The organism is Bacteroidia bacterium (assembly GCA_041391665.1).
Lineage (GTDB): Bacteria > Bacteroidota > Bacteroidia > J057 > J057 > JAGQVA01.
In genome coordinates this window covers 698354-717556 of sequence record JAWKNO010000001.1, presented here as the reverse complement: position 1 = coordinate 717556, position 19203 = coordinate 698354, and the positions used below count along the sequence as shown (strand labels likewise).

19 protein-coding genes and 1 pseudogene are annotated in these 19203 nt (G+C 45.7%); 9 read left to right on the top strand and 11 right to left on the bottom strand.

Features of this window, described 5'->3' with window-relative positions; all coding sequences use genetic code 11:
• The first annotated feature begins 103 nt into the window (after nt 1-103).
• The 3 genes from R3D00_02910 to ddlA all read left to right on the top strand — a co-directional run bounded on the left by R3D00_02910 (nt 104) and on the right by ddlA (nt 2625).
• On the top strand, nt 104-532 hold the full coding sequence (locus R3D00_02910; protein MEZ4772105.1) for a thioesterase family protein: 429 nt from the start codon (nt 104-106) through the stop codon (nt 530-532).
• 71 nt (nt 533-603) lie between these two features.
• A complete protein-coding gene (locus tag R3D00_02905) occupies nt 604-1416 on the top strand; it encodes a hypothetical protein (GenBank protein MEZ4772104.1) in 813 nt (270 codons plus the stop codon).
• 123 nt (nt 1417-1539) lie between these two features.
• Nucleotides 1540-2625 carry a D-alanine--D-alanine ligase gene (ddlA, locus tag R3D00_02900; GenBank protein MEZ4772103.1) on the top strand — a complete coding sequence of 362 codons (1086 nt, stop codon included), beginning with the start codon at nt 1540-1542 and terminating at the stop codon, nt 2623-2625.
• Nucleotides 2626-2646: 21 nt separating this feature from the next.
• On the opposite strand, the gene R3D00_02895 is transcribed toward ddlA, so the two are convergent.
• The 4 genes from R3D00_02895 to R3D00_02880 form a co-directional block, all read right to left on the bottom strand.
• Nucleotides 2647-4209: an AAA family ATPase gene (locus R3D00_02895; GenBank protein MEZ4772102.1), complete on the bottom strand. Its 1563-nt coding sequence runs from the start codon at nt 4207-4209 to the stop codon at nt 2647-2649.
• A 29-nt stretch (nt 4210-4238) separates the two neighbouring features.
• Nucleotides 4239-5474: a hypothetical protein gene (locus R3D00_02890; protein MEZ4772101.1), complete on the bottom strand. Its 1236-nt coding sequence runs from the start codon at nt 5472-5474 to the stop codon at nt 4239-4241.
• 40 nt (nt 5475-5514) lie between these two features.
• Nucleotides 5515-6627 carry an Sb-PDE family phosphodiesterase gene (locus tag R3D00_02885; protein ID MEZ4772100.1) on the bottom strand — a complete coding sequence of 371 codons (1113 nt, stop codon included), beginning with the start codon at nt 6625-6627 and terminating at the stop codon, nt 5515-5517.
• A gap of 74 nt (nt 6628-6701) precedes the next feature.
• Nucleotides 6702-8930 carry a GH92 family glycosyl hydrolase gene (locus R3D00_02880; protein MEZ4772099.1) on the bottom strand — a complete coding sequence of 743 codons (2229 nt, stop codon included), beginning with the start codon at nt 8928-8930 and terminating at the stop codon, nt 6702-6704.
• 323 nt (nt 8931-9253) lie between these two features.
• On the opposite strand from R3D00_02880, the gene R3D00_02875 reads away from it, so the two are divergent.
• From R3D00_02875 to R3D00_02855, 5 genes and pseudogenes are all read left to right on the top strand, one after another.
• Nucleotides 9254-9463, top strand: coding sequence for a DUF2281 domain-containing protein (locus R3D00_02875; GenBank protein ID MEZ4772098.1), 210 nt, complete (start codon nt 9254-9256; stop codon nt 9461-9463).
• Complete coding sequence (locus R3D00_02870) at nt 9463-9849, top strand: type II toxin-antitoxin system VapC family toxin (GenBank protein ID MEZ4772097.1); 387 nt, start codon at nt 9463-9465, stop codon at nt 9847-9849. The genes R3D00_02875 and R3D00_02870 overlap by 1 nt, the downstream gene beginning before the upstream one ends.
• A gap of 206 nt (nt 9850-10055) precedes the next feature.
• A pseudogene (locus tag R3D00_02865) lies at nt 10056-10115 on the top strand (hypothetical protein).
• A gap of 24 nt (nt 10116-10139) precedes the next feature.
• Nucleotides 10140-10958: a hypothetical protein gene (locus R3D00_02860; GenBank protein ID MEZ4772096.1), complete on the top strand. Its 819-nt coding sequence runs from the start codon at nt 10140-10142 to the stop codon at nt 10956-10958.
• Nucleotide 10959: 1 nt separating this feature from the next.
• Nucleotides 10960-11313: a carboxypeptidase-like regulatory domain-containing protein gene (locus tag R3D00_02855; protein MEZ4772095.1), complete on the top strand. Its 354-nt coding sequence runs from the start codon at nt 10960-10962 to the stop codon at nt 11311-11313.
• 534 nt (nt 11314-11847) lie between these two features.
• On the opposite strand, the gene R3D00_02850 is transcribed toward R3D00_02855, so the two are convergent.
• From R3D00_02850 to R3D00_02820, 7 genes are all read right to left on the bottom strand, one after another.
• Nucleotides 11848-12948, bottom strand: coding sequence for a family 20 glycosylhydrolase (locus tag R3D00_02850; GenBank protein ID MEZ4772094.1), 1101 nt, complete (start codon nt 12946-12948; stop codon nt 11848-11850).
• 69 nt (nt 12949-13017) lie between these two features.
• The gene (locus tag R3D00_02845; protein ID MEZ4772093.1) at nt 13018-13455 is read right to left on the bottom strand and encodes a (4Fe-4S)-binding protein; all 438 of its coding nucleotides are present in this window, start codon (nt 13453-13455) and stop codon (nt 13018-13020) included.
• 6 nt (nt 13456-13461) lie between these two features.
• Nucleotides 13462-14529: a branched-chain amino acid aminotransferase gene (locus R3D00_02840; GenBank protein MEZ4772092.1), complete on the bottom strand. Its 1068-nt coding sequence runs from the start codon at nt 14527-14529 to the stop codon at nt 13462-13464.
• 23 nt (nt 14530-14552) lie between these two features.
• Nucleotides 14553-14903 (bottom strand): hypothetical protein, encoded by a 351-nt coding sequence (locus R3D00_02835; GenBank protein ID MEZ4772091.1) that lies wholly within the window; start codon nt 14901-14903, stop codon nt 14553-14555.
• A gap of 54 nt (nt 14904-14957) precedes the next feature.
• A complete protein-coding gene (locus tag R3D00_02830) occupies nt 14958-16220 on the bottom strand; it encodes a glycosyltransferase N-terminal domain-containing protein (GenBank protein MEZ4772090.1) in 1263 nt (420 codons plus the stop codon).
• Nucleotides 16221-16554: 334 nt separating this feature from the next.
• A complete protein-coding gene (locus tag R3D00_02825) occupies nt 16555-16890 on the bottom strand; it encodes a nucleotidyltransferase domain-containing protein (protein ID MEZ4772089.1) in 336 nt (111 codons plus the stop codon).
• 70 nt (nt 16891-16960) lie between these two features.
• On the bottom strand, nt 16961-17785 hold the full coding sequence (locus tag R3D00_02820; protein ID MEZ4772088.1) for a hypothetical protein: 825 nt from the start codon (nt 17783-17785) through the stop codon (nt 16961-16963).
• A gap of 263 nt (nt 17786-18048) precedes the next feature.
• Here R3D00_02820 and R3D00_02815 point away from each other — a divergent pair, with 263 nt between their 5' ends.
• A complete protein-coding gene (locus R3D00_02815) occupies nt 18049-19194 on the top strand; it encodes a DegT/DnrJ/EryC1/StrS family aminotransferase (protein MEZ4772087.1) in 1146 nt (381 codons plus the stop codon).
• The last annotated feature ends 9 nt before the right edge of the window (nt 19195-19203 follow it).

Sequence of the window (19203 nt, the reverse complement as noted above, 5' to 3'; positions counted from 1 at the left end):
AAACTAATATACAAATTATCAGTAGCTTTTGTATCTTTAACACCTGAAAGACAAGGACTATATTTATTTTACCCACCTATTTGCAGAAACCACCCGATAAGTCATGGCACCATTGGACGAAAAGGCATTTAAAAAATCATACACCGAAATTACTGTAAGGAGTTGGACGCTTGATCTTTATGGCCAGGTTAGCAACGCCAAGTTTCTCGAGTTTCTGGAAGAGGCGCGATGGAATCACTTCCGGGGTTTTTTTGAGTCAGGGATGTTTCTCGACCTGGGTCTGGCCTTTGTACTGGTAAATGTAACCCTTGATTACAGCGGTGCTGCCCGCCTGGGCGATATTCTGGATATTGAAACCGGCATTATTCGCATCGGAGAAAAGAGCATTACCCTTTCGCACAAAATTGTGATGCGCATAAATCAGAAAATCATTCTCGACGGAGAAGTAACCTTCGTGGTAAAAGATCTGGAAAAGGGCGAAGCCGTCCCCATTGCGGGAAAAATGAAAGATATGTTTCTGCGGGAATTCTGATACATATAAAGCGCAATTTTACCCATACTTCTTCCCTACCCTGCTTCGCAAGTTTTTAGTACATTGGGAGGATGTATGACAGCAATCCCTATATGCCCATGAGGAGTAGCGGGTACACCTACTCAAAGCCGACATTTACCCTGTCTGACTATTTCTTTTTTGATACAAATGTGGCTCCGGATATGCTTGTCATGCTGCTCAACCGGCTGTCCCATACCTACCTCAACAAGGCTTGGTTCCGGATGCAGCTTGAAACTACGGATGGCGATTATCATTTTAGCCTGGATCCGCAGGAACTAAAATTTATGTATCAGTACCGGCGGGATAAGTTGCTGATGCTTTACATTGATGCTTCAACGCTCGACGGACAATGGGTGAATATGCGCCTTTCTTTCCATCCACTTGCGCAGGGCCCCAACGGCGAAGTAGAGATTACCTCCCACCAGGCAGATGATCTTCTGCAAATGGTTCATGATCATATAGGTATCAGGCCTGAGGAAAGAATAATTCCGGAAAAAATGACCGAGCAGTTTGCCTTCGATCCGGAAACCTTTTCCATAGAAACGCTGACCAGCCTGTTTGAAGAAATATCGCGCAATTTTCTCCACCGGATTCCTCCTGTAGCATTTCTTTCGACGTTGGACAGCTCGAGCTATACCGGACTGAGTACTTATCAGTTGGAAAGAATATTTCCCAGTCATGAAGGACAGGTTGCCATTCTTTCAGAAGGCATCACCAAGGTAGTAACAGGGCAAACCCTGAGCCTGATGTTTGAGTTTTGTCCATACGACAAAGACCCCGTAGCAACGCTGAGCATGAATTGGGGCGACACCCGAAAACACGAGGCCGTATGGCATCTCATCCGCCAAAGACTGGAGTTGTAAACAACTTACCCACACGTTATCCACAGGTTTATCCACATAGTTATTTCTATCTGGAAAATCATTTACATTTGCCTGCTGATATCATTGTATTCAGCCTGGAATCTCTACAATAACCACATTCGTATGTCTTCAACTATTGCCCTGATGTTTGGCGGACAGTCTCCTGAACATGAGATATCGGTTCGCTCCGCCCGAAATATTTTCGCCGCTATTGATCAATCCAAATACCACGTCGTCCTTATCGGTGTGTCGCCATCGGGTACCTGGCATCATTTTCCGCTGGATGTATTTCAGGATGCATCGTTTACAGTTGTGAAAGGCGGCAGACAAATAGCAGTTGTGCCCGGCGAAAGATTTGGGCAGTTGATCTATTGTGATGGTTCCGGACAACTTCCGCATGTGGATGTGGTATTTCCTATTCTTCACGGTCCTTACGGTGAAGATGGCACCCTCCAGGGCATTCTCAGGCATATTTCGCTGCCTTTTGTTGGCCCAGACGTATTAGGCTCTGCGGTTTCGATGGACAAAGATGTCGCCAAACGCCTCTTGCGCGAGGCAGATCTGCTCACCGCCGAATTTTTCTGTTTCCATTACTATGAAAAAGAGGCTATCGACTATGCGGCCGTAGTCAATAAACTCGGTCTTCCGCTATTTATCAAACCTGCCAATATGGGCTCTTCCGTCGGGGTAAAAAAGGTGGAAAATCAGCAGGAATTTGAAGCCGCAGTGAAAAATGCCTTCCGCTACGACCATAAGATCATCGTGGAGGAAGCTGTCTTTGGCAGAGAACTGGAATGTGCCGTGATGGGAAATGGGGAAATAGCCAGTACCGGCGTGGGCGAAGTGGGTATGTCCGCAGGATTTTACGACTACAACTCCAAATACGTATCCGCAGACGCGGCCAAAGTCATGATTCCTGCGCCAGATGTAGACAATGTTACCCTCGCCAAACTGGTTCTCGTGGCAAAAAATGCCTATCGCGCCCTCTGCTGTGAAGGCATGTCGCGGGTGGATATGTTTCTCACCGACGACGGCCAGGTGTATGTAAATGAAATCAATACCCTGCCTGGCTTCACCAATATCAGTATGTATCCGCAGTTGTGGCAGCATCAGGGAACTTCTTATCCCGAGCTGATTGATGCATTGATCCAGCTTGCCTTCGAACGCGGCAAAAGAGAAGAGTCGCTGGAGAAACAGGGGAGAGATTAAAGAAACAGAGGATAAGATATTTTACCCCTCTGCCAAAAGTTCTGCATAAGGCATAGCCTGCCAGCCAGCCACAGAACGGGTTTTCGAAGAAAAACTAATACCTACAGCCGTTACCGACGTTTTGCCATCCAGCCAGGCAGAGCCATAACGCTTTTCCCGAATCTGGGCAAGGGCTTCTTCCTCAGAGGCATCCAATTTAAACTCCATCACATACACGCCTGCTTTACTGTGCACCACTGTATCAACGCGGCCCTGTGAGGTACTCACTTCAGACTGTGTGAGCAACCCTAACCCCTGAAAGGTCAGGTGTAACACCGCGTGGAAAAATCCCTCCCGTTTCTCGTCAAAAAGTTGATAGGGTATGGTTGAAAATAGCGTATCGATCAGTTGCATCAATCGGGGCAGATCCTGCGCGTCGAGCGCGCGTTTGATATTGGCCATGAGGGGAAAACTGTCTGAGCGTTTGTCGTGACGAAACTCCCCCAACAGATAACGGTACATTGAGTCCCGAACTTCCTGATTGGGATAACTCAGCGTATATAGCTGCACGTCAGGATCGTAACTCTTCAGGGTCAAATAACCGGTCTGAAACATCAACGGTTTCCAGTCCATATTGGCCAGCGTATAGCTGTTAAAAATATCATCCCCGGCCTCCAGGGTCGAGAGATCAAACTCAAACTCCTGACGGAGGAGTTTCAGCATAAAGGTCGGGGTACCCGAATCCCACCAATAATTGGCAAAACGACCAGAATCAAATAAAATCAGGATCGAAAAAGGGTTGTACACCGGCTGTCCGATTTCCCACTGGTAGCCGTTGTACCAGGTCTGAATGGCCGCTTTGACTTCGGGGAGAGTCATTTTATTTTGGCGGGCCAGGGCTTCGTATTCGGTTCCGAAGAAAATCTCCATTTCTTCGGGAGTATAACCCGTCAAGGTGGCATGGCGAGGATGAAGGGTGATGTCTTTGAGGTTGTTGAGGTCGGAAAACAGCGATACTTTGCTAAATTTTGACACGCCGGTGATCAGGAAAAAGCGAATAAAGGGATCGCAGTCTTTGATGACCGAAAAAAAGTTTTTTAAGATTTCACGGTGAGCCTCTGCCTGCGGCAGGTTTTCGATGTAATCCACCAGCGGTTTGTCGTATTCATCGATGAGCAAAACGAGTTTTTTTTCCCCGCGCCCCAGGGTTTGGATCAGTTCGCGAAAACGCCGGGACAGCCCCACTTCTTTCAGCGGAACTTGGTAGGCTTCGGCGGATTCTTCCACCAACCGGAGCAGAGCCGATTCCAACCCAATATCCTTGTACCCTGCACTGCTAAAGGAGAAATGCAACACCGGATGCACGGCCCAGTCGTAATCTACTTCGCGGTCCACCCAGAGGCCGGTAAAAAGTTCCCGCCGGCCCTGAAAAAAATATTTCAGCGTCGAAAGCAGTAGCGACTTGCCAAACCGCCGGGGGCGGGAGAGGAAAAAATATTTCCCACTTTCCGCCAACTCATACACCTGCCGGGTTTTGTCCACATAGAGGTAATCGCCCGTTCGGATTTCTGAAAAATCCTGTAAGCCGATGGGGTATTTTTTCATACCACTAAGTTACAAAAAAATAACTAACCCTACTGTACCTTGCCTTTCGAACTCGCCCTGATGACGTAGAGATCCACGTCGCTGGCGTTGGCGGTATTCTGGGTGTAACCCGTGATGAGCAGGTCTCCGTTTGAGGCTTCTGCCACATCGTATCCGCCATCTTTGAATGTGCCGCCAATCGTCTCCTCCCAGATAATGGTACCACTGAAATCAACCTTCAGCAGATATACATCGAGATCTCCGGCTCCTTCACTGCTGGTTTCTCCCACAATCACCAGCTTGTCATCTGATGTGCGAATGATGGCATTGGCGCGGTCGGTGCCTGATCCGCCGATTTTTACCGGAGATCCTACCAGGTTAAGGTCTGCGTCAAAACGGATAAACAGGATATCGCTGGTTCCTTTCGCATTGTTTTCAGTTTCACCTACTGCCACAAAGGTATTGTCCACCAGTTCTACCAGTGCATTCAACGTTTGATTACCTGCTTCTTTAAAGTCCTTTGTAAGCATATTGGGGATGGTTACAAAGTTGTTGGGCATGCGGATGAGATAAGGATCGTACTGGTTGGTATTGTCGTTGTACTGCTTGCCCACACCATAAATATTGCCGGCAGAATTGCTGGACACGACGGCAGCCGCACCCAGGGTATTTACGCCGGAACCATACCCGTCGTTGATACCTACGACATTTCCAAAAAGGTCGGTCTGAAACATCCAGAAGTGGTTGCAAACCGATGACTGGTCGCAAAGATTTTCCGTACCAAAATAGCTAAACCGCCCGGACAACTCCAGTGCTCCGCGCCCTTCACTCTGAATGTTCATTTTCAAAGGCGAACCAGATATAATGCCATCGGTAAGGGTTTGGAAGGAATACAATCTTTCATAATCAGCCTCTGTATATCTTCCCGTGATTTTATAATTTTTGGTACTGAGTTCGCGCACTTCGTAGCCCACGTCATCGAGTGGACCGCCAAAGTATTTGGTGTACTGTTCGACACCTTTGTCGTCAAGCTTGATGAGTACAATATCAGACCCACCAGATCCGGCACCTCTGGCCTCACCGGTAACTACGATTTTTTTGTCCGTAGTCTCGATGATTGAATAACCTTTATCCACGACATTGCTTGTTCCAAATTTTTTGGCAAATGTCCCATCGGGAAGCGGATTACCACCTCCTCCATCGTCATCGGGGATTACCTCAAGGTTACAGGCAGCAATACATACGCCAGCCAATACCAGCAAACAGAAGTACTTCAGGGTTTTCATAATGACAGGGGATTTAGTTGTTGAAGATAACTAAATTCCCTCAATCTCCCACGGCTACTTTTAAGGTAATTTCCGGATGTGTCCGGGGTGCAGTGATTGCGTTGAGTACTGTAAATTTCAGGTCAAAGGATGGGAGCTTTTCCAGGGTTTTTACCTGGACCTCCGTAATGCCGTTGGGTGCCACCATCACCACATCGTCGTTGGCGTGGAATGTATATTCACCAAATGAAGACAGGATAAATTCTGCATCAGAATGGTTTTCAATGGTAACGGTCACAACTGAAGTTTTGCCCTGATATTCGGCTTTTTTCACGGTCATACAGGCATTCAATAGGGGCAATATCTGCGCTTCGCGCCCGATAAGGTTATTGTTGTACCATACTACGGTACGACGGTTAACCAACCCGTCTTTTACTGCGGCTTCGGTCTTTTCGGTTGCAAATACGATCGTGATCGGGCGATGGCCTCCCCCGGCAACATTATGCCCCCAGTCGATCAATCCGTGAATATCGGATGTACCCATAATCGTGAGATTATTGTCCAGCGCTATCTGTAGTGCTTCGGCAGAATAGGTAACATCATTCACCACCTCTATACCGTGAAGTAATTTTTCGTCGATAAGCTTTTTGTGCATTTCGCTCAGCCGAGCCACACCATCCTGTGCCTGCGCAGTCCAGTTGGGGTGATTCCAGAATACAAATGCGCCCTGATTTTTTGCTTCCCGAAATACTACCATCGGATCGTCATTGAGCAGTTTGTTGGCGTCATTGATGAAGATGGCATTGCAATGGCCGGGAGGCATAGAGCGGGTGATTTCAGAGCCGCGTACCACCAGCAGATTGCCATCAGCTTCTTTCACAGCAATATCATGTGAGCGATTGCGATCGGGATGGGGAATGTCTGCCTTATGTGGCTGATATTCGAGGTGTTCGGTGAGGGAAATGACATCCAGACTGTCTTTCAGCGCTTCCTGAACGCGTATTGTAGGCCATACTTCTCCGTCAGAAAAGACGGTATGCTGGTGAAGGTCGCACTTCAGAGAAAGATAACCCGGCACATTGGGAAAATTGATCGCCCGCCCGTGGGAATGGGTTTCCTGTGCATTGAGCCGGAAAATGGTCAGGAACAACAGGGGTAAAATAAGTTTCTTCATCGTTAGTTTCGTTTTGCAAGGTGGTTTCTTTTTCAAAATAACAGCCTTAGTATAATCGGGATATTTCCCTAAAATTATTCCTTCAACTCAAATACCATCTTCCCGCCTTTCACCAGTTCTCCGTGGGGGAAAAAATAGCCTTTTTGGCGGCTGCCATTCCAGGTGATTTTCTGAATATACTTTCCGCTGCCTTTGGTTTCGATGACCAATTCTTTCCCCGGAAAAAATGCGGGGTCGAGCGCAATTTTCACTCGCTCAAATACCGGGCTGGAAAGGGAATAGTTCATATTTCCCGGGCAGTCGGGATAAAATCCCATCATGCTAAACAGCAGCCAGGCGGAAAGCGTACCGGTATCATCATTGCCGGGAATACCGCCGGCCTGTGTTGTGAAATAAGTGTCGATACTGTTGCGAACGGCTTTCTGGGTGCGCCATTCCTCGCCTTTGACGTAATTAAACAAATAGGGATAAGTGATATCCGGTTCGTTGATCATGCTGAAAAGCGAATCGTCGAATGTCTTTTGCAGTTGGGCGACAAATGGTTTTTCTCCTCCGGCAAGTGCGATCCGGCCGGGTATATCGTGTGGGGTGAAAAATGTATATTGCCATGCCGTGCCCTCCACATATCCGGGTACAGCTTCGAAGTTTTTGCCAAACTCCGGGTCAAAATCGGCAATAAAACTCCCGTCTGCCATGAGGGGGCGGAGAATGGAAAAAGAAGGTTCGTAGAATTTTTTGTAAGACAACGACCGCTGGTAAAACAGGTCGTAGTCGTCGGTTTTGCCCAGCACTTTCGCCATTTGGGCGAGGTTCCAGTCGGCGACATTATATTCGAGCGTGGTGGAAAGCGAACCCCAAACCTTGTCTTTTCCGTCGATAGGGATATAGCCTTTTTCGATATAGTCTCGAATGCCGGGGCGGAGTTTATTGCCCTCCAGCGTTGTTGCGCTTTTTTTCATGGCTGTGTAAGCGAGATCGACATCAAAACCCCGTATTCCCCGGAGATAGCTGTCAACGATTACCGGAATAGCAGGGTCGCCTACCATCACGTTGGTTTCTCTTCCCAGGAGCTCCCATTTGGGAAGCCAACCGCTTTCTTTGTACATATCGAGCAGGGTATTGACCATTTCCTCCTGTCGCTCCGGATAAACAAGAGAAAGAAAACTGTGCACATTCCGGTAGGTATCCCAGAGAGAAAAAACGGTGTAACGATTGCCTGTGGTAATTTTCCCGGTTTTAAAATTGCCCATTTCCGGGTATTCGCCATTTACATCCTGGAAGATATTGGGGTGGAGAAGCGTGTGGTAAAGGGCCGTATAAAATTTTACTTTGTCTTCTTTTGTACCGCCCTCCACCTGAATGCGGGATAGCTGCTCATTCCAGGCATTTACTGCATTTTTCCTCACTGCTTCAAAGTCAAAACCCGCCTGTTCTTTATCGAGATTTTCACGGGCATTTTCTATGCTCACATACGAAACGCCCATTTTCACCATAATCTCTTCCTGATCGCGGGTTTCGTAGGAAAAATATACGCCAATACTGTCTCCGGCGAGGGTTTGGTTAAATCCTTCGTAAAACTTGTATTTGCCACTGTGGTTGGACCACTGGTCTTCCACGCCCTGAAGTTTGGGTTGTTTTTTCCAGACGCCGTAAGTTTTTGCGGGTTTGCTAAACCTTGCCACAAAAAACACCTGTCTTTCTGTGCCGGGGTTATAGCAGAAGGTACCGATCAGTTTGCTGCCTTCAATTTCTGCGTCGGAAACGATTCGCACAGACGCCCCGCTTTCATTGGTAAGCCCCAGTCCGAGGTTCAGGAGAATGTGCGACTGCCCGGCGGGAAAAGTATAGCGGCTGAGGCCGGTGCGGGTGGTAGCGGTGAGTTCGGTTCTGACCTTGTGTTTTTCGAGGTAGGTGGAAAAATAACCCGGGTGTGCCTCCTCGTCGCGGTAAGAGGACCCATACATACGGGGATTGACTTCCCTTTCACCTGTGGTCGGCATCAGCAGCAGCACACCGAGGTCGGGGCAGCCTACACCGCTGAGATTGATATGCGAAAAACCCGTGAGGAAATTGTTGTCTTTCCAGTAAGGATTGGAGAGCCACTGGCTGTCTTTTTCATATTTGTTTTGTTTGCCCGAGACATTAAAGGGCACAACGGAGGCCATGCCCCAGGGAACAACAGCGCCGGGGTGAGTGGCGCCATAGTTGGAAGTACCGATGAAGGGATCGACAAAAGAGGTCAAATCGGTCTGGGAGAACAGACAGGTCGGAAAAAGGAAAAGGAGCGGGAGTAGTTGTTTCATAATCAGGATTGAGAGGGGAAAATAATGAAATTTCCCGAAGTTTAAAGATTGACACCTGCCATTTCGCCTACCCTTCCAGCCGCCCTCGCAGCTTCGCCGGGGAATAAATATCTGTACAGCGGCAAGGAACTACAAACGGAGCTGGGGTTGTATGATGAAGTTTACCCTGAGCGATCGTCGAAGGGGCGCGCGGATGTATGCGCCCGATGAAGGGCTAAACCAGCTAAAAACAAAACACACCGTTCACGCCCCCGTGCAGTCATAAGAAAACAGAACCGATTCTCTTAAAATTTCGTACATTGGGGTTCGTAAACAGCATAAGTATGGCTTACCAAATCTCAAACCTTCCTTCGGAAATTCGGCAACAGGTAGAGGATTATATCGAGTTTTTGCTGAGCAAATACTCTAAAAAAGTGATTGTTCAAAAAAAACCGGAAAATCCCCGGCTGTATGCTTATGGCCTGTACAAAGGAAAAATCCAATTATCTCCTGACTTTGATGCGCCCTTAGAGGACTTTAAGGACTATATGTGATGGCTTCCTATTTGCTGGATACACATACAATTCTGTGGTATTTTGATCAATCGTCTGAGCTTTCCGAAACAGCTTTCAGAATTATTACCAATCAGGAGCATTCCATTTTTGTGAGCATGGCTTCATATTGGGAAATGACGATTAAATCCGGTTTGAAAAAACTGAAACTACCCCATTCCATAGGGCAAATGATTCGGGATGCAGAGAAGGCAGGCATTCAATCCTTACCCATATCGACTTTGCACCTTACGACGCTCGATACGCTTCCGCCACATCACCGCGATCCTTTTGATCGGTTGATATTGGCTCAGGCACTAGCCGATAATATGACCCTGATTTCGAAGGATGCGACCTTTCGGTTATATTCAAATAAGGTGATTTGGTAGCCCTCTTCCCGGCAGATGACACGGGTTTTGTTCTTTGATATTTGACGCCTGCGCATGGCCGGAGAAAACTCCCTCGCAGCTTCGCCGGGGAATGAGTATCTGTACAATTGAACGAAGTGAATTAAAAATCCCTTAGGGAATCCCCTTGGGATGGCAAGGAACTACAAACTGAGCTGGGCCTGGGGTGGTATGATTATGGGGCCAGAATGTATGCCCCATCTATCGCCAGATGGAATGGCGTAGATGCGATGGCCGAAAAGTACACAGCCTGGAGTCCGTATAATTACACTTTGAATAATCCTATATTCTTCGTCGATATAGAAGGTAAGGCTCCTTGCCCTAATGGAGACTGTGGCTCTGTGATTGCTGTTTTCTATGATGGTGGCCCATTTGGATGTGGCAAAACAACAAATGTAGATGCTGCTGGGGGAACAGGAGAACACTATGAAAACGCAAGATTTAATACAAATATGACTCCATCAGCGTTTAAGGGTAGGATCATTGCACCTGGATTAACCTCTGCTTCAGGAGTTGAAAATGGGTTGGAATTTATAAAAGATAACTATACAGAGGGAGATCAAGTGATAATATATGGATATAGTTACGGAGTAGATGTTGCAGTTGATCTGACAGAGAAATTGAATGATTTAGATATTCCGGTAGATTTATTAATTACCGTAGATGGTTCTGATGGCCCTATGCAAAATGCAACTGTAACTACAACAATTCCAGAAAATGTAAGTTTAAATTTGAATATTTTCCAAAATGCTTCTTCAGGTACATCAATTGCATCTTCGGGTAGTGGGTCTGGAACTCTTTCATCTTCTGCTTCTAGTGGAGAATCTTTTTCTCTTGCTGCTTCTGGCTCTGATTCTATTATAGGATCCTCATCAGGGACATCCAGTGGTAGCAGTGGAAGTTCTAGTCCATCAAGTAATTCCCCCGGTTCTAATGGTGGGCCAAATCAGGCCAGAAATCCAAATAAAACAACAGTCATGAATAGAAATTTATCCGCTCCAGATGTTACTCATGGTAATATTCAACAAAAGGCAAGGTCAATTATTAAACAAACACTTGTTGAAGGTATATTTAATTATAACCAAAATTAGAATGCAAGGATATACTGTATTATTTCTGCTTCTAGTCTTGGTTTCTTGTAAAACAGACTATGAAGATATTCTCTTACAAGGAGTTGTTACTGATGAGTTGTCTGGAAGTACGATACATAAAGCCAAATTAGGAGTTACGATTTGGATTTATGGGAATAGTCCCGATGAAAGCTATTCTGAAGAAATATTTGAAACATTAACTACCGATAGTTTGGGAAAATTCGAATTAAAAATTGAGGCAGCTGCCTTTATTCAAGTTCATGTAAGTGCTCCTGGATACCAGGATGCATTTGAAAATATTAATATAAGAGGAAAAAAGATCAATTTAGATTTTGCCTTAAATCCAGATATGTAATTGCTAAATGAACTAAACTGAGACCAGTTACTTTATTTGCCTTAAGTTAAAACATTTTTGCTCCCCACCTTCGGGGAGTTTTTTCATTCTATCCTAATACCTTGATAAATTTAGACAAAAGATTAAGGTAAATGATTACCCTATGGCTACAATCAAATAAGGTAGCATTTCCCAAAAACAACCAACCCTCATGCACCTCCCCGCCCAAAGCCGGGGCGTGACGTAGGGTGAACACGTAGAGCCAGATAATAATCTGGCTCTACCAGGTGGATTGTTGGGTCTTTTTCATGTACAGGGGCGGTACAACCAAACCGTAACCGAACAATCCTGCCTCGTTGGTCAGGTTGGGTACCCAAAACACCCGGTGCCTCAGCCACCGGATTGCTGAATCGCTCGAACTTGAACCGGTGGTGGTACGCCTGTACCCCAGTGGTGTCATAAACAACCAGACTCTACACCGACACGGGACGCTATCTCAACCGTTTGGCGCAGGGCCTTTTCATTTCTATTCTTTGGATTGAGTCGCCTTGGCTTTTACTCCTTCGCCATCTCATTCATCTTAGCATAAATGCTTTTGAAGCAACTGGTCGGGGTCTTATTGCCGGCACTTTCGTTTTTTTTCACCCCGTAGTATTCATCCATAAATGGACCCGCTCCAGACCATACGGTTTGTATCATTCCTGCAAAGTTGTCTTTGGTGGCTTTGGTCGCACTTTCCCGGAATCGGGCCATATCCTCCACTTGTTGTACACCGATTTCAGGGGTACGCCAGGGGCAGGTAGCCACTTTAAAACCTTTCATCGCAAATAATACCGCTGTCTGGTCAGGGCGCTCATAATGCCAGTCGCAGATAAAAACGTCTTTAGGTATCATATCAATCGCCCGGTGGGTATTGTTCATGCTGGCTTCCCACATACCCAGGCCTGTAGTTTTTCCGTCTATCATCCGGTCTCCCCATATCCAAAGTTCGCGGTTTTTGGCGGCGAGGTGATTGCGGATCAGGGTAACTTCTCCGGCAAATAGTTCGGCTTTGTCGCGGCCACTGCATCGCGGACATTTGTCATTGCCGATATAAAATACTTCATCCATGCCTGCGTGAAAGGCATCAGTCTCAAAAACATTGCAGATTTCATCGACAATATCAAACACGACCCCATGTACTTCGGGGTGAAGCGGACAATAACTTTTGCAATACAGGCCGTCTGCATTCGGCCATTTGTATTCTTCCGGTAGTTTTACTTCAGGGTTTTCGTCAAACTGAGGATACACTTCCAGCAGTTTGGTTGCCTTCGAATGCCACGACTGGTGGCCGAGAAGATTGACCTGTGGGATAAGGCGAATGGAATGTTTTTTACAGACTGCCACCATTTTTTTCACATCCTTTTCAGTCAACGGGTTTTCCCCGCGCAGCTCCGGATGGCTGGTATAGCTGTAATTGTAATCAATTCTGACGATCAGGGTATTTACATGCCGGGGCGCAAGTTCTTCATCAATAAACTTGACAAAACGATCCACATCACCAACAGATGGACCACCAATACAAAATCCCTGAACAGGGAATAAGGCAGGAGACTTTTCCTGTGCAAATATTGCCAGGGAAAAACTCAACATGAGGAGTAGCAGATAGTATCGCATAATTTGTGGAATAAGGAGTTACGTATGAACAGCCTGAAATTACCACAAATTTTGAGGAAAATTTAAAGGTTACCCTTCAAAACCATTTTTCCTGTGCGTACCATCGCAAAATGGTTTATTGGAGGAGCCTCCACAACGGCAGAATGCCGTAACTTTTGCATCGCGGGTCTCCGAGCCATCAGGCTTTTTTATGGTGATATTCCCATATACCAGAAGTGGTCCATTTGGCACAACTTCAATTATGCGTTCTGTCTCCACTTCGACTTTCCCTTTTTCGGCTTCTTCATTCATGTAAAAAGAAAGCGCACCGGAAGGGCATTTTTTCACCTGATCGACAATGGCTTCAGTCTCAGCGCCGTCGATTGCCACCCAGGGTCTTTTGCGGGGATTAAACACGCGCGGAAGGCCGCCAAAGCAGATTCCGGAGTGAATACAGACATCGGGTTTCCAGACAACGGTCACTTCGCCGTTGGTATATTCTTTAGTGGTTTTTTGTTCTTCAGACATATATTCCTATACCTTTACTACCCAACCATAAGGATCTTTTACAACGCCATTGCGAATATCCGCCATGGTGTCGCCCAGCCAGTTTGAAATGGGGCGATCTTCAACCGGAGGAAGAACCATATCTCTGCCATTAAAACCAATTTTCCCTACGGGCATAACGGTAACCGCTGTACCAGTACCAAAAGCCTCTTTAAGAGAGCCGGAATCGTATGCAGATTGGATTTCGTAGATAGATATCTGTCGTTCTTCGACCTGATAGCCATTATCCCTCAGGACACGCAATACACTATCGCGGGTAATTCCCTGGAGAATGGTACCCGTAAGGCGGGGAGTAATTACCCGGTCATCGATCACAAAGAAAATATTCATCGTGCCGCACTCCTCGATGTATTGGTGTTCTTTAGCATCGAGCCAAAGTATATTATTATAACCGTGGTCTTTGGCAATTTTATCCGGCCAGAGTGAGCCAGCATAGTTACCGGCAGCTTTTGCAGCGCCCGTACCACCGATAGCGGCGCGGATATATTCTGTAGTTGCGAGCAGATTTACCGGATCGTTGTAATAAGCACCTACCGGACAAGTCATGATCGCCAGCATATAAGACTGAGAAGCTTTTACGCCAATATATTCATCGGTAGCAAAATACAGCGGGCGGATATAGAGGGAACCCTGCTCAACAGAAGGAATCCACGCCTGATCGAGATTTACCAGTTCTTTGAGGCCATTCATAAAAATGGACTCCGGAATCTCAGGCATACAAAGCCGGTGAGCCGAGCGGTTGAGTCGTTTGAAGTTTTCTTCCGGGCGAAAAAGAAGGGGTTCTCCCACGGGACCACGCAATGCCTTCATACCCTCAAATACAGCCTGCCCATAATGAAGCGCAGAAATACTGGGAGCGATCGCCAGTTTTTCGTAAGGTACAATTTCCGGCGTATGCCATTGTCCGTTGTCATAGCGGGCAACCAGCATATGATCACTGAATATCCTCCCGAAGGGGATTTTGTTCATATCTACTTCGCCAATGCGGGATGATTTTACTTTTTTGATCTGGATATTGCTTTCGAGGATATTCATGATAATTCTTTCTTTATTCTACTTCAATTTGCATAAAAACTACCGGGATAATCTCTACCCTTGTAGCGAAGGAAATAGGTATAACGTTGGCCGGATTTGAGCGGAGCACGGGGAATCAATATTTTATCCACGCCCACACGATCTGTAACACGCCCTTTTATCCAAACTTTCTTACCATCAGGATCAAAAAGATGTAGCTCCACAAACCCTGACATAGTGATTTCATAAGCGATTTCAACGACATCTGCCTTCTGCTCCAGTTTGGTAATATACAACCTGGGATCGGCTGTAGGTTTACCGGCAAATGAAAGAATTACCGGCGTCGATACCAAAAGGTAAGTAAGTAGGCCGAAAAGGAAAACCGATTTTTTCATAACTCGCAAATTAGATAAAACCCATCAAAAATCAAGGACAAATGACACGTCAGATTACGTTGTTGCCTGAAAATAAGCCATCCTTTCACACCACTCCACAATTATACGGGTCGCCCCGCTTCTTTGATCAATAAATTTTTTATTCGAAACGCAGATTTTTTCCCGAAGTTCTTTATCTGTAAAAAACTTTCGCAGATAATCGTACAAGGCGTTTTCATCTTTCACCGCAAACCCCCCGCCGCCGGCTATCAGGTCGGCCGCTTCGGGAAATTTTTCGTGGCGATTTCCGAATAAAACGATATTACCAAATGTCGCAGGCTCCAGGATATTGTGAAGGCCGGTTCCCCACCCTCCGCCAACATAAGCAACATGTCCATAATAATATAAACGAGACAACATCCCGATATTGTCAATCCACAAAATTCTGTGTGAAGATATGTACTGCTCTTGTTCGGAAAAAAGCAGGGTCTCTGCCGGATATTTTTGTTTCCATTGCTGAATGCGCTGCGGATTGATTTCGTGAGGTGCAATGACCATCACGAGTTCTGGCAAATCTTTGAGGCGATCCCATGCGGAAAAAATAGCGTTTTCATCGACCGGCCAGGTACTTCCGCAGATCAGGCAAAGTTTGGATTGGGTAAATTTTTCGAGGAAGGGTATCGCACTGAAACTTTCCCGGTTGGCGAGCACACGATCATACCGGGTATCCCCGCTTACGGTAATCGCTTTATGTCCAGAAAATCTGGTCAGGAGTTCCTTGGTGGCTTCATCCTGTGCAAAAATATGATGAAAGCCCAGAAAAGCACGACGGTACAGCGGGGCAAACAGGCTGGTCAGAAAACGACTGTTTTCGCCTACACGCGCAGAAATGAGTACAGAGGGGATTTTCCGCGATTCTATCTCCTTCAGTATATTCAGCCAAAGCTCATATTTGACAAAAAATACCAGCGCAGGTTTAAGAATATCAAGGAAGTCAGCCGCATTTTTGGGGGTATCGAGGGGGAGATAGGTTACAAAATCAGCCAATGCGTAGTTTTTCCGAATCTCATAACCCGAGGGCGAAAAAAAAGTAATCAGAATTTTATGTTCGGAATAATTTGCCTTGACCCACTCGATCAGATTTCGGCATTGTTCAAATTCACCCAAAGAAGCGCAGTGAAACCAAACCCATTGTTGGCCGGGCTCCACTTTTTCAGCCAGCCGATTCCGCCAGTTTTTCCTGCCTGAAACCCATAAGGAGGCTTTGGGGTGAAAAAGTGAAACAAAACGCAAAAAAACGTTCAGGAGGAGAATACCTGTATTGTATAGATACGCCACTATTTTAAATATCGGGAAAATGGTTTAATCCTCAGCGTTTTGCAACAATTCCTGGACCTCTGATTCTAGCGCAGGGAGTTGTTGTCGTATAAAATTCCAAATGGTACGTGGCTGAAAACTATCATATTGATGAATAATAGTATTCCGACGATTGATCAAGGCGTCAGCCTGGGTTAAACTTATACCCATTTGTCTAAGCCTATAAGCAGCCTCCCCGATGATTTCCAATTCTCTCTCGACCGCTCTCATTATGGTTTTTGATTCCTCGAAGTCCTGAGAATTGTTTATTTCCCGTAGATGTTGATCTTGGATATCTCTAATACAACTCAAAATATCATACAGGTATTTCTTCTTGTTTCTGGTCATAGATCAAAAACTTGGTTTCCTCAACTTCTTCAATAAAATAGGGGTTTTTAAGATTTGGGTAATAAATCCAATCTACGGAATGCCCTAAAAGTGCCTCAAGGCTATCCAAAAGTGTCCATAAATTCGACAGATATTCATTATCTATGATAGCTTCATCGTCCCATTCATACAGGAAATCAATATCAGAATCCTGATTAAAATCATCACGCAAAACGGAGCCAAAAACCCAAAGCCGGACGACATGATGCCGCAGGCAAAGAGCCTGGATAGCTTTTATATTTTTAGTGATGACAGGATTAACCATAGAAACTTATTCGGCGAAAGATTTTTACCAAAAAATCCATATAATCAAATGTAGATAAAATAATAAATGTTTAAAAATAATAGACCTTATCCGGCGCCCTTTCATATAGAGGAAATATCCAGCCGACACTGAACCCAGAAAGCAAATCCATGCGCTTACGGGTATCCATTTCACCTGTATCAAAATTAATGCTCCTGCGGCTTTGGGTAAAGTTCTGGCTAAACTCAAACCCGATGGAAAAATTCAGAAATCCATTATTGGCGAAGTACCTGTACCCGACAGCTTCCCTGATTCCTATGCCATTTGTCAGCCGGTCGTATCCTTTTTTGTAATCTCCGGTAATAGCTTTTACTTTTTCGTCTGTAGGAAAAAGTGAAATTTTATGTTGGAAAAACTGTCCGCCCACCTCTGCATAAAAGCCACTGTTGCTGTTATGCTTTGGATTTAAAGAGAATACTTTACCCACAGACAGCGGCACGACCCAGCCTGTACCAAAAATACGTATTCCGGTAAGGGTACCGTTATCAGCGATCAGGAAACCACCCGGTACAATAAGATTATTCAACAATTTGTCTTCCCGGACTGCATCGGTAAAAAAAACGCGCAATCCTGTGCTCAGATATAGCCCTTTGCGAAATTTATACCCCACATCCATCCCAAGCTGGGAAGAAAAACCAAACCGGTCGGTGAGATCATTCCCGGTGATCATTCCCTGATACCCCACCTGTAAAAATGCCATACTTACCGCAGAATCGGCAATACTTTTCTGGGCTTGAAGGTATGCAGGCAGATACAGAAGCATGGCTATCTGACAATAGCAAAAAAAGCGGTAAAAATTTTTACCCTGATGATTGATTACGCGCATAAGTGACTTGGGAGTTGAATGATCGATCATTATTTTAGAGGCAAATAACATTCAGGATTCGTCAATAAGCAAAGATAAAGTTCTCATACTCAAGAAGCACAACGGTCTTTATTGGCCAAAAGGTTGCTGGCAAGGATGTAATATCCTTATAAGAAATCAATATGACCGATCAGGAGGCAAGACTATCGGTTTGCGAATAAAAAGGAAACTATCCTTCGGAAATTAATACATTTGTGCAGCTTACAGCTTATTCCTGCACTTGAACTATTGAATAAAATTAAAGTTTGCCCTATATGGATATCCGGATGGTTGACACCATTACTCAGTACGAAAAAATCCGAAAAGAAATTGATCTGTCAATTTCAGAAGTCCTCAATTCCGGGGCATATATCAATGGCCCTTCTGTCGGCCGTTTTAAGCAACATCTCGGAGAATATCTGGGTGTACCGTATGTCATTCCCTGTGCCAATGGTACAGATGCGCTTCAGATCGCCCTGATGGCATTGGATCTACAACCCGGTGATGAAGTGATTACTTCCCCCTTTACCTTTGTGGCGACGGTTGAAGTGATTGCCCTTCTTAAGGCTAAGCCTGTATTCATCGATGTCGAACCAGGTACATTTAATCTCGATCCTTCAAAACTGGAGGCTGCGATTACCCCGCTTACGAAGGCGATTGTACCGGTTCATTTATTTGGACAATGTGCAGATATGGAACCGATTCTGGAAATTGCCAACCGCCACAATATTCCGGTGGTAGAAGACAATGCCCAGGCCATTGGTGCAGTTTACCGGTTCTCCGATGGTACCGAAAAAATGGCAGGCACAATGGGTGCTATTGGCACAACTTCTTTTTATCCCAGCAAAAATCTGGGTGCTTACGGAGATGCCGGAGCGATATTTACCAGCAATCCGGAGCTGGCCGAAAAAATACATGTTATCTGCAATCACGGTTCCAAAGAAAAATATTATCACGAATCAATTGGCGTCAACAGCCGTCTCGACTCCATTCAGGCAGCCATTCTGGATGTAAAGCTGAGACATCTGGATTCGTATAATGCAGCACGTATTCAGGCTGCAGATACTTATGATTTACTACTCAAAGATTGCCATGCGGTGGTGGTTCCGGAACGCGCTTCGGGCTCGACGCATGTATTTCACCAATATACATTAAGGATTACTGCAGGCAGGAAAGAAAGAGACCGGATCAAAAATGAACTCGCAGCAGCCGGTGTCCCTGCCATGGTCTATTACCCTGTTGCTTTACACCTACAGGATGCCTACCGCGAATACGGCTTTCAGGAAGGAGATTTCCCTGTTACAGAACAATTAACAGAGGAGGTGCTCAGCCTTCCCATGCACACGGAGCTTGAAAAAGCTCAACAGGAGTACATTGCTCAAACATTGAAAAATATTGCAGCAATGGTCAAACAGGAGTAAGAATTCAAA